Below are 15964 nucleotides of genomic sequence, written 5' to 3'. Positions count from 1 at the left end.
CGGTTTTGGAGTTTTTATTTTATTTAGTCCATGTGGAAAACCTCTTCCATTGGTATACTTATAGGACTATTATCAGGATTTGTATCCATAATATCGGCCATCATATCCCACCATTTCTGTGTAATGGGGTCTATATCAGTGGTATCCTGACTATTGGTCTCTTTACTGCATTCTTGATAGGCAAAGAGGAGATTAGTTTCTTTATCCCAGAAAATACTGTAGTTATTTACACCTGCATCTTTAATCATTTGTTTTAACTCAGGCCAGATTGCAGCATGTCTTTTTGCATATTCTTTTTCGCATCCAGGTTTTAAATACATTTTAAAGGCAAATCTTTTCATGTTTTTAATTTTATAGTTATTTAGGTTGACACAAAGGTACAAAAAAAAATAAAGCCACTGCCTTTTGACAATGGCTTTATTTGATTCTGCAAGAAAATATTCAAAGCTTACGAGTTTCAGACAAGGTCTCACTGCGAAAAGTGGACATGATTACGTATGTATTGATTTTCCATGTTCTTGAGCACAAAAAATGTATATTATTTGGAATTGAAAGTACGATATACTAAGTATTTTCCATTTCCTTCAAATGTAATAGTGTCGCCTATAGCTTCATTCAGTGTACCTTGCCATAGTTCATTAAAAGCGTAAGTATTCCATTTGCATCCTTCACTATAAAGTGTGGTACATCCAAAATTGAAAATACTAATCTGTTGTCCACGGAAAGATTCAAACTGATTTTTTCCTTCTGCAGGAGTAAAATATCCATGGTCGGTAACCATGGTAGCCTGAATATGAAAAGCATGCATATAACGAATCAAAAGGCTGATATTGCCTAAAGTATGATCTTCTCGTTTACCTGTGGCTCCTAAATAACAGATAGACGTATATCCTTTAGCCATACAGTATCGTGTGGCTTTGGTAAGGTCATTGTCTTCCTGTTCACTAATATGATGAAATATAGACTGATATTTTGTTTTGAACTCTTCTGTTAGCGAGTCTCCATCCCCAACGATAGCATGGGGGATGTAACCATGTTCGATATAGGTCTGAGCAGTTCCATCGCAACAACATACAAATTTAGCATGTCGTAATAAAGCCAATGGGATGGGGTGAGTAGGATAGTCGCCACCTGCAATGATTACGGCTTCCGGATGATAGCTTTCTGTTATGAGAGGAAAAATCATAGAGCTGATATTTATTGAGTTGCCATTATTTTTTTCCACTTACATATTCCTGCAAATGAAATGATGACGTATAATATATATAAGCCACCTGTAAAGAATAGACCTTTGTACAGATAGAGTAGGGATAATTCTATGTCGGCTACAATCCATATCCACCATTGTTCCAGATATTTTCGAGCTAGTGCCCAGAGTCCGATGATGCTTAATGCATTTCCCAGACTATCGAGTATGGGAACATTACTATTGGTGAAATGAATGAGGATAAGGTAGATTCCTACCCAAAGTGCGCAAAATGCAATGATGGTAGGTAGAATATATCTTTTCGGGATGTGAGTAATAGGTACCTCTTTATGTTCTTTGTTGCTAAATAGTTTCCATGCAACAAATCCATAGATTGCTGCTAAAGTATAGTAAATACTCATACCGAAGTCGGCAAATAATCCCGCTTCGTAATACACAAAAATATAGATCACTGGCATAATAATGCCGGTGATCCATAAGTAAATACTAGCTTTATATTCTTGATAGACATAGATGAGGCCTGTAAGGGTACCTAATATATCCATCCAATGGTCTATTAGAAATTTTTCCATTTAGAAACGTAATGTAATATTACCCATCATATTAAAGCCTGCCATAGGTACATAACCTAGCAGGTAGTAGCGGTTGTCAGCGGGATAGTCTTTGCCTACGATAGCTGAATAAGCCCAGCCGCTTGCTGCATAATGACGATTAAAGATATTATTTAGGTCAATGCCGAAGACAACTTCCTTCATACCCATGATGTGTTTGCTCATATGGTGAGTATATTTCAGGTTGATATTTGTCTGGGAATAGCTTGGAAGCGATCTATCCTTATTCTCGCTATTATCCATATACTGGCGGCTTACAAAATTGGTATGCCAAACTGCACTTATGCCTTGGTAATGGAAATTGAGGAAGCCGTTAAGTATGGTTGATGGTGAGAACGATAAGGTAGAATTGTCATAGTGTATAGTCGTTGAAGGCTGTTCTACCCAGTTTTCATCATATGTTTCAACTACTTCATCAAAATCTTTGATTTTGTTTTGTGACAAAGCTGCATTACCTGCGATTGTAAACCATTTTACCGGACTCCAATCAGCAGAGAGTTCGATACCTATACGGTAACTTTTCTTGATATTGGTTGTTAAATTTTCGCCAATATCACTTTTGGCTCCCGTCTGCACAAACTGGTTATCGTAATTCATATAGTATAAATTAGCACCAGCATTCCAGTTGTTACCAGAGAACTGATAACCTAGTTCAAAATCGAGCATATGCTCTGGCTTTGGTGCTGGATATGAACCATTATCAGTGAAGTTGTTGCGTTCTGGTTCACGACCAGCATAAGCTATAGAGAAATACGCCTTGTGTCCATTCTGATGAAAGCTAATACCAGCTTTTGGATTAAAGAAATCATATTTCTTGTCAATGTTCAGTTCCTGATTTTTATAGGTATTACTATTGATGACTTTATAAAACTTATCATTGAGACCGTTAGTCTTATAATCAATGTGTCTATACTGTAAGTCGGCAAATATATCCCACATCGAGTTGATGTGGTAATTAGCCTTTGCAAATACAGAATAGTCATATTTGTGTGCGTCAGAATTATAGTACTTGTTGTCGCTATAAGGCTTTTGGATATTTAAATTTGATTTATTTTTAATGTAGTCGATATATCCAAAATGGTTGGCGCGGAATTGTTGTAAGTTTACTCCACCTACGATGTCCCAATTTTTATCCTTATAGTTAGCATTGTATACAATACCATAAGTATGTTGAGTCATACCTTTACGGCGGATGAAATCAGATTTCTTAACGAAACTATTGTCATCTTTAGAGGTAGCATACATTCCAAATTTTTCAAACTTATTGTTTGAACGGAATTCCTTATAATAGCCATGTCCGTAGGTATAGTGTAAAGCGGCACTGTGTGACCAGTGGGTAGAGGAATTCCAAGTTACTGATAAAATATTGTGATTCTGATAGAAATTATCAGTTGCTTTATCCCAGAAAGTACCATCCTCTAATTGGTATCTGTTGATGGTATATCCGCCTTCCCAATCAGGAGTGAAACTCTCATAGAGGCTATTGAACTTGCCCAAGCCTAGGTTATACATATCCTCATAGGTCTTTATGCCCATATAGCTATTCATACTGTAATCGTCATTGCCAGCTGTAACACCATTCCAAGCTTGACCTGTCTTTTCGAAGTTTCCGATATTCTTATATTTAATTTGGAAATTATGACCGATATAAGTGAGGCCACCATAGTAAGACCCCGAGCGACCAGATGTGCCATGAAGGTATCCATCAGTTGCTGTCTCATGATAAGCACCATCAAAAATGAGATGATTCCAAAGCAATCCTGTAGAGAAATTAACACCAGCATGGTAGGTGTTGTATGAGCCAAAAGAGCCTGTAACTTCAGCTGATGGCTCAAAGTTAGGTGTTGCTGTTGCCAAAGAAATGGTACCACCAAAAGCGCCATCACCATTCGTAGAGGAACCGATACCACGTAGAATCTGTGCAGAACCTAAGAGAGAACCATAAGAATTCATATTAACCCAAAAAACAGTTTGGTCTTCAGGAGAATTCAGAGAGACGCCATCTAAAGTTACATTAATACGACTACCTGCAGCTCCGCGAATGCGCATATAAGTAGTTCCAATTCCAAGTCCGTTCTCGCTCCAGGCTAAAATACCAGGTGTATTTGCAAACAGGAATGGAAGTTCTTTTCCTGATTTGGAAAAATTTTGTAAATCGCTTTTCTTGAAATCAGCCATCGCAAATGGCGCATTTTCTTGAGCACGGACACCTTTGACCACAACATCTTCTAATTGATGAATCTTAGTTGTGTCTAGGTGAGTCTGTGCATTTGCTCCAGCTACACTAATAAGTGTGGCTGAAAACAATACAATCTTTTTCATCTTGTAGTTTTATAAACATTAAAAAATGAGGGTAGTCCTACCTACGCCGGCATTATCCGGATCAGGTTGTTGGGTATATTCTCAGCAAGGGCAATCGCCCAAGCACCCCCTTATACATCTGTATACGTGTACAAAGGTACTTCAAAAAACGGATATAGCAAAATTATACATAAAAAAAAGTCTCGAATCTGACAATTTGCAGATTCGAGACACTATTATTTTGTTGATAAATGGTCAGTATATTACTTCTTGCATCCTGCACAAGGTGCCCATGGTTTAAGCTCCTTAAAGAAGTCGTGCCCCTTATCATCTACGAGGATAAATGCTGGGAAGTCTTCTACTTTGATTTTCCAAACGGCTTCCATACCCAATTCTGGATACTCTACACATTCGATGCTCTTGATGCTACTCTGAGATAATACAGCAGCTACACCACCAATAGTACCAAGGTAGAAACCACCATGTTTTTTGCAAGCATCTGTAACTACTTGCGTACGGTTACCTTTAGCAATCATAACTAAACTACCGCCATGTTCCTGGAATTCATCAACATAAGGGTCCATACGGTTAGCTGTAGTAGGTCCCATACTTCCACAAGGATATCCTTCAGGAGTTTTAGCAGGTCCTGCATAAAGAATAGGATGATCCTTAAAATATGCTGGTAAGTCTTCACCTGCATCTAATCTTGCTTTCAGTTTAGCGTGTGCAATATCACGAGCTACGATAATAGTACCCTTCAAAACGACGCGAGTTGAAACAGGATATTTAGTTAATTCGGCTCTAACAGCATCGATACCCTTGTCGAGATCGATTTCGATACCTTTGCCACCTTCACCTGGGTTTCTATATTCTTCAGGAATTAGTTCGCCAGGATTAGAATCCATCTTCTCCAGCCAGATACCATCTTTATTGATTTTACCCTTGATATTGCGGTCTGCTGAGCAGCTTACACCCATACCGATAGGACAACTTGCACCATGTCGTGGCAAACGGATAACTCGGATATCGTGTGCTAGGTACTTACCACCAAACTGTGCTCCAAGACCAATCTTATGTGCCTCTTCAAGAAGTTTATTCTCTAGATCAATATCACGGAAAGCACGGCCCGTCTCATCTCCTGTAGTAGGAAGATTATCATAATATTTAATGGACGCAAGTTTAACGGTGAGCAAGTTTTTCTCAGCAGAAGTACCACCGATAACGAAAGCGATATGATATGGAGGACAAGCAGCTGTTCCTAAGTGCTTCATTTCTTCAACGAGGAATGGAAGGAGGGTTCCCTCATTCTGAATGGTAGCTTTAGTCATTGGATAGAAGTAAGTCTTGTTAGCTGAACCGCCACCTTTAGCAACCATAATAAAGCGATATTCTGCACCTTCAGTAGCTTCGATATCAATCTGAGCAGGAAGGTTGCAACGAGTATTTACCTCATCGTACATGTTGAGAGGGGCATTTTGTGAATAGCGAAGGTTTTCCTGTGTATATGTGTTGTAAACACCGCGAGCGAGTGCTTCTTCATCTTCGAAGCCTGTCCAAACCTGCTGTCCCTTTTCAGCATGGATAATGGCTGTACCTGTATCCTGGCAGAAAGGTAAAATACCTTTAGCAGCTGTTTCTGCATTGCGAAGCATAGTCAGAGCTACGTATTTATCATTCTCTGTTGCTTCAGGATCTTTCAAAATTTTTGCAACTTGCAGATTATGCTCACGACGAAGCATAAATTCTGCATCGTGGAATGCCTGCTGTGCCAATAAGGTGAGTGCCTCTTTGCTTACCTTTAAGATTTCTTTACCTTCAAATTCACCAACTGATACACCTTCTTTTGAAATCAGTCGATATTCAGTATCGTCCTTCTGTACTTGAAACATAGGAGCATACTTAAAATCTGGTGCTTTTGCCATAATGTTTTTATTTTTTATATATAAGTTAGTATTTTTGTTTGTTTAAAAAATCGTTGAGTGTTTCGATGGCCACATCGCCCATCTTGAATTCATTCTCAGCGTCGTATTTGATAGCATTATTCCATTCATTCAGAGCTTGCTGGTAATCTTGTTGAATGTGGATAATATCTTCTTGTCCAATAGTGTCTAAGTGATAGAAACTTAGAATGATTCGGAATGCCCATGCCCATTTGTATTCTTCATAATGTGCATGTATGTTTTGCATTTCTTCCTGTAATTCAGAATAGCTAGTGATACAGCCATTCTTGATATTGTCAATAAGCTCCAGTTCTTTCTCTTCTGGTAAAATTAAGCCTGCTAAATCGTTCCATTCGCCAGAGCCTATACTTGTAGAAGGTAAATCGATATCCAAGTGTTTTTGAAGTGTTTCTCCAATAAAAAGCCTAATAGCTAAATCGTAGTATTTTATGCCTTTTTCTAATGACTTATTACGAATGTTACAACCTTTATAGATATAGCTAGCCATGTGCTCGCCTTGTTCTGTGCGTAAATCTTCCAAAACTTTTTTTCCTCGGCAACATTCTTGTATAGTCGTCGGATTGAGCCAGTCGAAATTGATAATGCTGTTTTTTCCACTTCTTACGCGCATATCTCGTTTTGGCCATTTTGAAATGTCACGATATGTTCCTACAGTGGTAATATTTCTTCCTGGTGCCAAGTAAGTGCTATCGTTACTACCAAAGATATAGCTGAAAGGTAAATCTAGGGTGCAAGGATGATTTTGTATTTTCCCCATGCACATAGAGAAACTTCCTATTTGAGCAGGCCATAGAATATGTGTTCCACTGGCAGTTTTGCTTCCACGTTCTATGATTCCCCAATGGATAGGTCCCATTTTGTAGGCATGATTGCTGTAATTTGTGTTACTTCCTGCATTATAGAAGGAATATTGTCCGCTGATAAGTAAAGTGCTCTTATGATGACTAACGGTGAAAGGTCCACAGAATGCAGCACAACTCTCTCCGTTATCAAGATAGCTATTGGCAAAAAAGAGAGAATTATCTGCTGATGCGCCTTTACCAATATGACAGGCTTCTCCAACAAAACAATTATTGATCTTGGCACCATCCATAATGGAAGCATTAGCTACAACTATACAGTTTTCCAAAATGACATCATTCCCAATGAATATTCCTGAATCTGCATCCATCGGATAGGTGAATAAAGTTGTTTCACAAATACGTGAAGCTCCATTAACTTCGCAATGGTCCATGATGATAGAATTGGTAATCTCCAAGGTATTCGTAATCTTCACTCCATAGCCTATTTCTCCGCGTTCGGGTGTGTTGCTTTGAATGACATTTCTGACTAATTTCCACATGGACGATTTAAATTCCTTATCATCTGCATGCTTCACCATTAATGCTGCAATGTTGGATGTAAGTCCTTCGAAAAGAATGGTGTTTCCGTTATCAGACTCGTTGATTACAGATATAATATTTCCTCTACCGAAAGTATATTCTGTGGAAGTGTTAATTTTGCCGATATTGACGAGAATGCTATCTTCACCGATGGTATAATTATAGATATAACCACCAATATTTTCTATCAAGCAATTATCTCCAACTGTTACGTCGCGAAGAATAGCATGACGAATGCCACTGTGTCTTGAAAAGCCATCTTCAAATGTGATATTCTTTTCAAAGACACCCAAGTATATTTCTCCAGAGAATTCTACATTCTTGAGATAGAGAGGACTGAAATCTTCTGCAACATTGATAGCTGTCCAGTCTTCTGCTATACATCCTTGTTTTTCAAGAATTTGTATTTCTTCTTCTGTTAGTGATCTATATTCGTCCATTTTCGTCAATATTATCTTGGGGACTATCCGTTTTTATTCAACTTCTGGATATAGAAAGTCGTTGTAAGGATATTTTTGAACATGGAGCTCGCGTACTTTCTTGTACAGAATATCTCTAAACTCATCGACATTCTCCTTAGTCTTGGCAGAAATGAAAATGCAGTTGTCATGCATACGAGCCATCCAAGTCTTCTTTAATTCGTCTAGACTAATATTTTCCTTGGTTGAAGGTGTTAAATCGTCTTCTTCCTTTTCCACCCATGTATAATTGTCAATCTTGTTGAAAACAATCATACTAGGTTTATCTGTACAACCAATATCCTTTAGTGTCTGTTCTACAACGTTAATCTGTTCCTCAAAGTCAGGGTGAGAAATATCTACCACGTGTACTAACAAGTCTGCCTCTCGGGTCTCGTCAAGTGTACTCTTGAAAGAATCTACAAGATCTGTAGGAAGTTTACGAATAAATCCAACTGTGTCAGCCAATAGAAATGGTAGATTCTTGACAACGACTTTTCGTACGGTAGTATCAAGGGTCGCAAATAATTTGTTTTCGGCAAATACTTCGCTTTTTGACAACAAATTCATGGTAGTTGATTTACCTACATTGGTGTATCCTACCAAGGCTACTCGGATGAGGCGTCCTCGATTTTTACGCTGTGTAGACTGTTGACGATCGATTTCTTCAAGTCGCTTCTTGAGCAAAGTGATACGTTGTAAAATGATACGACGGTCCATCTCTAACTGGGTTTCACCAGGACCACGTAGACCAACAGAACCTTTACCACCACCTGAACCTGATCCACCTCCTTGGCGTTCCAAGTGAGTCCATAAGCGTTGAAGACGTGGCAACATATAGCGATGTTGGGCAAGTTCTACTTGAGTCTTAGCATTTGCTGTCTGAGCACGCATAGCAAAAATATCTAGGATAAGTGAAGTTCTATCCAATATCTTGACGCCAAGCTCCCCTTCGATATTTCTAATTTGTTTGGCTGTAAGTTCGTCGTCAAAGATAACCATACCAATTTCTCGTTCGTTATCCTCTTCGTCTTTGATATATTGTTTGATTTCCTCAAGTTTACCTTTACCTACATAGGTAACTTGACTTGGTCCGTTTACTCTTTGCGTAAATCGCTTTACAGTAACAGCCCCAGCTGTGTCTGCTAAAAATTCGAGTTCGTCAAGGTATTCCTTAGTCTTTTCCTCGTTCTGGTTTGGAGTTATGAGTCCAACTAGAATAGCTGTTTCAGCCTTGGCTTCTGATATTACGAATTCTTTCATGCAATTTTTTTTAAATTATGTATGCAAACTTACAAAAAAAAAGTGAGACGGGTGTGTATTTGTTTTAAAAACTAAAGGATATAGATTAAAAGATCATAGTAAAAAAGGGATTTTTTAGTAAAAATAGTGTCAATTTTCCACTTATTGTCAGTGTAGATGAATTGCAAAATAGTATCTGCTAAACCCTATACAGGTACTTTAACTACCGCAAACGTTTACGTTGAAATTTGCGTAAAAAGTGAATTCCATTTTGATGTAAATCAATTATTATCATTATCTTTGCAGTGGTTTTAATATAACTGATTTTCAAAAAAAGAGATCATAACTACATAAAAACACAAACTGCTGAAACATTCAAAATGAAGAAATTCGTCTCGACGTGATGTCGAGACGATTTTTTTTGTATATTTGTATATGATTTTAATTATAAAAACTTTCTTCTTGTAGAATCAATAACCTAACAATCTAAAAATGCAAAAAGTTATATTTATTTGTCTTTTTTTGCTTTCTTCGTTTTCGATGAAGGCTGAGAATCGAGTTGTTACATCTCCTAATGGTAAAACTATAGTTAAGTTGGTAGATGATGGAGGCCTTTTAAATTATCAAGTAGAGTATGATGGAATGCTTATGCTCGAACCTTCAGGCTTGGGGCTTCGTACTGATATTGATGATTTTACCAAAGATCTCAAATTTGTAAAAGAGGAATCTTCACGTATAGAGGATACTTACACGATGGATAGAACTAAAGCTTCTAAAGTGCATTATACGGCTAATAAACTAGAGGTAACATATTCTACGGTTCAAAATCATCAGATAACAATTGTTTTTCAAGTTTCTGATAATAATGTAGCTTATCGTTATTTAATTCCTCAACAGAATAGTGGTGAGACCAAAATCGTCAAGGTGTTAGAAGAGGCTAGTAGTTTTAAACTTCCACAATCGACAACAACATTTTTAAGTCCTCAGATTACTCCTATGACAGGTTGGAAGCGTAGTAAGCCTTCGTATGAAGAAGAATATGTTGCAGAAGCTAAACTTTCCGAAAAGTCTCAATTTGGTGTAGGTTATACTTTTCCATGTCTTTTTCATGTAGGAAACGAAGGATGGGTTCTGATTAGTGAAACGGGCGTGGATAGTCATTATTGTGCAAGTAGATTGAGTGATTGGAATGCTCAACGAGGCTATACCATTGCTTTTCCACAGGAAGGTGAAAACAATGGTGTGGGAAGTGCCTTTGCTGCATTTGGATTGCCTGGAGTGACTCCTTGGCGAACGATTACTGTGGGGGCATCTTTAAAGCCAATTGTAGAAACAACTATTCCATTTGATGTTGTAAAGCCTTTGTATGATCGTAAATATACTTATAAGCCTGGTCGTTATACATGGAGTTGGTTGGTTTGGCAAGATAATTCTATCAACTATAATGATCAGGTTTCGTTTATAGATTTAGCAAGTAGAATGGGATACGAATATTGTCTTGTAGATGGACTCTGGGATGAGTCTATGGGGCATAGTGGTATCGAAAAGTTGTCTAGTTATGCACAGGATAAAGGGGTAAACTTGATGCTTTGGTATAATAGCAATGGTTATGCAAACGACGCCCCTCAGGGTCCTCGCGATATTATGAATAATAGCATTAATCGAAAGAAAGAAATGGCCTGGATGCAAAAAAATGGTATCAAAGGCATTAAGGTTGATTTCTTTGGAGGGGATAAGCAGGAAACTATAAAATTGTATGAGGATATCCTAAGTGATGCTAATGATTATGGCTTATATGTTATTTTCCATGGTGCAACTATGCCTCGTGGTTGGGAGCGTATGTATCCGAACTATATCGCTAGTGAAGCGGCATTAGCCAGTGAAAATGTTTTCTTCTCTGAACATCATGCTAAAAAAGAAGGATTTGAGCTGACCATGCATCCATTTTGTAGAAATACGTTGGGTGCTTTTGATTGGGGTGGTGTTATAATGAACCGATATATGAGTCGCGATAATAAGTCTCGTCATCCTCGTTATACAAGTGATGTCTTTGAAATGGCTACGGCTATCACGAATCAAGTTGCGTTTAATTGTGTAGAAATAACGCCTGAGTCAGAGAAAACACTATCTGATTGGAAAATCGATTTCTTGAAGAAGATTCCAAGTCAGTGTGATGAAACTCGTTTCTTAGCAGGTTATCCGACTAAATATTTCTGTGTTGCTCGTCGGTATGGTGATACATGGATGGCTGCTGGTATTAATGGAACGGAACAACCTATCAAGGTCCTTTTGGATTTACCTGAGTTTGCTGGCAAGACAGTGAAACTACTTTTGGACAAAAATAAGAAGAAGGGACAGCTTGTTGCTGACTCTGAAATGAAGCAAGTAAAAGTTGGCAAAAATGGTAAAATCGCAGTTGTCTTGCAGCCTATGGGGGGTGTTATCCTATGTGAGTAAGCATTATATGTCTTACAAAAAAAATCCTGGAAAAGCTACAATACTTTTCCAGGATTTTTTGTAAGTGCATTGTATTTTAGTTTCTAAATACTAATCCTTGCATATTTGCATCAATGATAATCGGTTTGTCGCGTAATACAGTTTCGGCAAGAATTTTCTTACTTAAATCATTGAGCACATACTGTTGGATGGCTCGCTTAACAGGTCGTGCTCCAAACTCAGGATCAAAACCGACATCACCAAGATAATCTATAGCTGCATCGGTTATCTGGAGTTGGAAACCTTGTTGGGCAAGCATCTTTGATACACTATTCATTTGCAAGCGTACGACTTCTCTAATCTGTGGCTTGCTTAGTGGCAGGAACATAATCGTATCATCGATACGATTAAGGAACTCCGGACGAATGGTCTTTTTCAACATATCCATAATCTGATGGTTGAGCTCTTCTTGCTCGTTATTACTGAGCACTCCGTGTGCCTCTTCCATTCTTTCTCGGATAAGGTTGCTACCCAGATTGCTTGTCATGATGATAATCGTATTTTTAAAGTTGACAGTTCTACCCTTATTGTCAGTCAATCGTCCATCGTCTAATACTTGTAAAAGTATATTGAATACATCAGGGTGTGCTTTCTCGATTTCATCGAAGAGAATAACACTGTATGGTTTGCGTCTTACTGCTTCAGTGAGTTGGCCACCTTCATCATATCCTACGTATCCTGGAGGCGCTCCTACGAGCCGTGAAACACTGAATTTTTCCTGATACTCACTCATGTCGATTCGCGTCATCATATTTTCATCATTGAATAGGTAGTCAGCTAGTGCCTTCGCCAATTCAGTTTTACCTACACCCGTTGTGCCAATGAAGATAAATGAGGCTATTGGTCGTTTAGGGTCCTGAAGCCCAGCACGACTTCTTCTCACGGCATCGCTCACGGCACGTATGGCTTCTTCCTGACCAATAACCCGCTTATGAAGTTCTTCTTCCATATGCAAGAGCTTTTCCCTTTCACTCTGAAGCATTCTGGTAACAGGAATACCAGTCCATCTACTAACGACTTCAGCGATATCATCAGAAGTAACTTCTTCACGTACCATTGCTTCCCCACCTTGGGTTGCCTTCAATTGAAGTTGGATATTGTCAATATCCTGTTGCAGTTGTTGCAATTTAGAATATCTTATTTCAGCTACACGTTCATAATTACCTTCTCGTTCAGCGCGTTCAGCTTCATATTTCAAATTTTCTATTTCCTGTTTGTCCTGCTGAATCTTGTTTACCAAAGCTCTTTCGCCTTCCCATTTTGCGCGATAGTCTTTTTCTTTGTCTTTTAGTTCAGCGATTTCTTTATCAAGGTGAGCGATTTTGTCGGTATCATTTTCACGCTTAATCGCTTCTCGTTCGATTTCAAGCTGTTTTAGTCTTCTGTTTAATTCGTCTAATTCTTCTGGAACAGAATCGCGCTCCATGCGGAGTTTAGCTGCAGCTTCATCCATTAAGTCTATCGCTTTATCAGGTAGAAATCGGTCGCTGATGTATCGTTCTGATAAATGTACAGCAGCAATACAAGCATCATCCTGGATACGTACCTTGTGATGATTTTCGTATCGTTCCTTGATACCACGAAGGATGCTGATGGCATCTTCTTCTGTAGGTTCATCTACAAGTACAGTTTGGAATCGACGTTCTAATGCTTTATCTTTCTCGAAGTATTTTTGATATTCATTTAAAGTAGTGGCACCGATAGCTCTAAGTTCTCCACGAGCAAGAGCAGGTTTTAGAATGTTTGCAGCATCCATGGCACCTTCACCACCACCTGCTCCAACCAGTGTATGAATTTCATCGATAAAGAGAATAATCTCACCATTTGCATTGGTAACTTCCTTAATTACGCCTTTAAGACGTTCCTCAAATTCTCCCTTATATTTCGCACCGGCAACAAGGGCGCCCATGTCCAACGAGTAGAGTTGCTTATTCTTTAGATTTTCAGGAACATCTCCTCTGACAATACGTTCAGCCAATCCTTCTACAATAGCAGTTTTACCTGTACCAGGTTCGCCAATCAGAATCGGATTATTCTTAGTTCTTCTACTCAGTATCTGGAGCACCCGTCTGATTTCTTCATCACGTCCGATAACGGGGTCGAGTTTTCCTGTACGAGCCTCTTCTATGAGATTCTTAGCATATTTGGATAAAGCCTGATAGTTTTCGTCTCCGCTTTGACTTTGTACTTTCTGACCTTGTCGAAGTTCCTGAATAGCAGCCAGCATCTCTTTTTCGGTGCAACCTGAGTCTTTTAATATTCTACTAGCAGCTGAATTTGCATTTAATAACGCCAGTAAAATAGGTTCTATGCTTATGAATTCATCGCCCAATTTCTTAGATATGTCAAAGGACTTTTGTAATACGTTGTTTGAATCATTACTCAAATAAGGTTGTCCACCTTGTACTTTAGGCAAATGGTTTATTTCCTGTTGTACAGCATATTCAATAGCAGTACCGTTTATACCTAATTTTTGAAAGATATAGTTAGTTATATCTTTCCCTTTGCTCATGATACCAGCAAGAAGGTGAACAGGTTCTATTGTTTGTTCTCCTGCTTTTTGTGCAATATTTGCTGCCTCTTGTATGGCTTCTTGAGCTTTAATTGTAAATTTGTCGAATGTCATATTCGTGCTCCTTTCTTTTTTATTGTTATTTTCTATGGAGGGGTTGGCAACAAATAAGCCATTGTATAAAAGGTGTCAAATTGTCTTATCGGCAAGACAATTTGGCACCTTTTGGTACTCGTGAATAGGTTTTAGAAGATATTTTAAGCCTGGTTGGCATTCATTTCTTCTTCGGTTTCGGAAATATTTTCGAGTTTATTTTGTTTTGATAATTTATATTTTCGTTTAGGATTTTCTTTTGCGCCATATTTGAGTAAATTATTGGCGGCAGTTTCTATGCTCTGACCGTTTGGAGCTGTTATAGTATTGAGTTTATTAAAGGCTTTACGTGTATTGTCGAATTGCTTTTCTACATCCTGAAGTCGCTCATAATATATTTGGATGCGGTCTATAATTAAGTTGGCAGTATCCATAATTCGTTGTTGGTTTTCCACCTGTTTTACTTGTTTCCACGTCATTTCCAAAACCCTTAACATCATGTACAGGTTTTGACTTCCTGAGATGACAACCCCTTGGTCATATGCCCATTTCCATAAGTTTTGATCATTTGTTAGTGCTAGTTGTAGGGCACTTTCGCTAAATACATACATAAACACGAAGTCTAATTTTTGATGACCTTCTTGTATATAATTGTTATATTGCTTGCGTGCCAGTTCGACAACATGGGTTCTTACAGAAGTGAGGTGTCTGTTTAATGCATCTTTCTTGTCGTCTTCAGAGTCTGCATTATAGTAATCTTCAAAAGCTTTGAACGACATTTTGGAATCGATAATGACATCTCTGTCGTACGGAAAATGAAGAATAACATCAGGAATAAGTTTTTTGCCGCTTTCATCGTTTTTAATAAAGTTGCCATGAGAATCTTTCATGGTATATTGTTCTTCAAACTGTACGCCTTCTTCAAGTCCCATATTTTCGAGAATCTGACGTAAACGAAGTTCACCGAAATTACCTTGAGTCTTGTTTTCGCTTGTTAAGGCTTGAGCTAATTTATCAGCTCGTTCTCCTACTTCCTGTGCTTGTTTAAGATTAGCTTTAATAGAAGCATCTAATCTTTCCAGCGATAAAGACTGATCTCGATCGTTTTTCTCTACAGCCTCTTTCATCTGTTTGATGTTTTCATGCAGAGGTGTAAGGATAGCTGATAGTTGTTGCTGGTTGGTTTGGGAAAGTTCTTCTGAGCGTTGTTTTAAGATTTCTTCTGAGGCATGATGAATTTGTTCGTTAATTAGTTTGGACTGTTGTTCGAGCGATTCTTTATGTTGTTGTCTTATTATTTCTAATTGTCTAACATACTCTGTTCGTAATTCATTTTTCTCATACAAGAATAGTTTGCGAGCTTCTTCTTTTTCTTGTGCATTTCGTTCTCTTTCTTCTTGTAGCTGTTTGTTGAGGCTTTCTATAGCATGTTGGTTTTGTTGCGTTATGCTTTCCAGTTTGGTTTGGAAAATGTCGCGTTGTGACATCAACTGTGTTTCTTGTTGATGATGTTTGTTATTGCTAATGATGTAGCCGATGATAATACCGATGATAATTCCTAATATAAAGTATATAATATCCATGTTATAGTTTAATGAAACTTTCAAATTTTTAGTGCATGCAAAGTTAGTTATTTTTTTGCTAATTCAATAGTTTTTACTATCTTTGTCGTGAAGTTATATTTCTTGGCTGTTATGTTTG

Annotated in this window: 10 protein-coding genes and 1 riboswitch; of the genes, 1 reads left to right on the top strand and 9 read right to left on the bottom strand. The window is 38.1% G+C overall.

Going from position 1 to position 15964, the window contains the following annotated elements; all coding sequences use genetic code 11:
• Positions 1-23: 23 nt before the first annotated feature.
• From rhaM to hflX, 7 genes are all read right to left on the bottom strand, one after another.
• Positions 24-341 (bottom strand): L-rhamnose mutarotase, encoded by a 318-nt coding sequence (rhaM, locus tag L6469_RS07290; RefSeq protein WP_006282076.1) that lies wholly within the window; start codon positions 339-341, stop codon positions 24-26.
• A 197-nt stretch (positions 342-538) separates the two neighbouring features.
• A complete protein-coding gene (locus L6469_RS07285; protein WP_006282075.1) occupies positions 539-1186 on the bottom strand; it encodes a thiamine diphosphokinase in 648 nt (215 codons plus the stop codon).
• A gap of 11 nt (positions 1187-1197) precedes the next feature.
• Positions 1198-1779: a nicotinamide riboside transporter PnuC gene (pnuC, locus tag L6469_RS07280; protein ID WP_006282074.1), complete on the bottom strand. Its 582-nt coding sequence runs from the start codon at positions 1777-1779 to the stop codon at positions 1198-1200.
• Positions 1780-4140: a TonB-dependent receptor gene (locus tag L6469_RS07275; RefSeq protein ID WP_006282073.1), complete on the bottom strand. Its 2361-nt coding sequence runs from the start codon at positions 4138-4140 to the stop codon at positions 1780-1782.
• 20 nt (positions 4141-4160) lie between these two features.
• Positions 4161-4260, bottom strand: a riboswitch (TPP riboswitch).
• Between the two features lie 122 nt (positions 4261-4382).
• On the bottom strand, positions 4383-6041 hold the full coding sequence (locus tag L6469_RS07270; protein ID WP_006282072.1) for a fumarate hydratase: 1659 nt from the start codon (positions 6039-6041) through the stop codon (positions 4383-4385).
• 25 nt (positions 6042-6066) lie between these two features.
• Positions 6067-7902 carry a DUF4954 family protein gene (locus tag L6469_RS07265; RefSeq protein WP_006282071.1) on the bottom strand — a complete coding sequence of 612 codons (1836 nt, stop codon included), beginning with the start codon at positions 7900-7902 and terminating at the stop codon, positions 6067-6069.
• Between the two features lie 33 nt (positions 7903-7935).
• On the bottom strand, positions 7936-9183 hold the full coding sequence (gene hflX, locus L6469_RS07260) for a GTPase HflX (protein ID WP_006282070.1): 1248 nt from the start codon (positions 9181-9183) through the stop codon (positions 7936-7938).
• A gap of 471 nt (positions 9184-9654) precedes the next feature.
• Between hflX and L6469_RS07255 the strand changes: the two genes are divergently transcribed.
• Positions 9655-11619 carry a glycoside hydrolase family 97 protein gene (locus L6469_RS07255; RefSeq protein WP_006282069.1) on the top strand — a complete coding sequence of 655 codons (1965 nt, stop codon included), beginning with the start codon at positions 9655-9657 and terminating at the stop codon, positions 11617-11619.
• 76 nt (positions 11620-11695) lie between these two features.
• Here the strand turns inward: L6469_RS07255 and clpB are convergent, their stop codons facing one another.
• Both clpB and rmuC read right to left on the bottom strand, forming a co-directional pair.
• Positions 11696-14284, bottom strand: coding sequence for an ATP-dependent chaperone ClpB (gene clpB, locus L6469_RS07250; protein WP_006282068.1), 2589 nt, complete (start codon positions 14282-14284; stop codon positions 11696-11698).
• 143 nt (positions 14285-14427) lie between these two features.
• A complete protein-coding gene (rmuC, locus tag L6469_RS07245; protein WP_143007236.1) occupies positions 14428-15870 on the bottom strand; it encodes a DNA recombination protein RmuC in 1443 nt (480 codons plus the stop codon).
• Between the last annotated feature and the right edge of the window lie 94 nt (positions 15871-15964).

Origin of the sequence: Segatella baroniae B14 (assembly GCF_022024235.1) — a bacterium.
GTDB classification, from domain to species: Bacteria; Bacteroidota; Bacteroidia; order Bacteroidales; family Bacteroidaceae; genus Prevotella; species Prevotella bryantii.
This window is presented reverse-complemented; position numbering and strand designations above follow the sequence as displayed.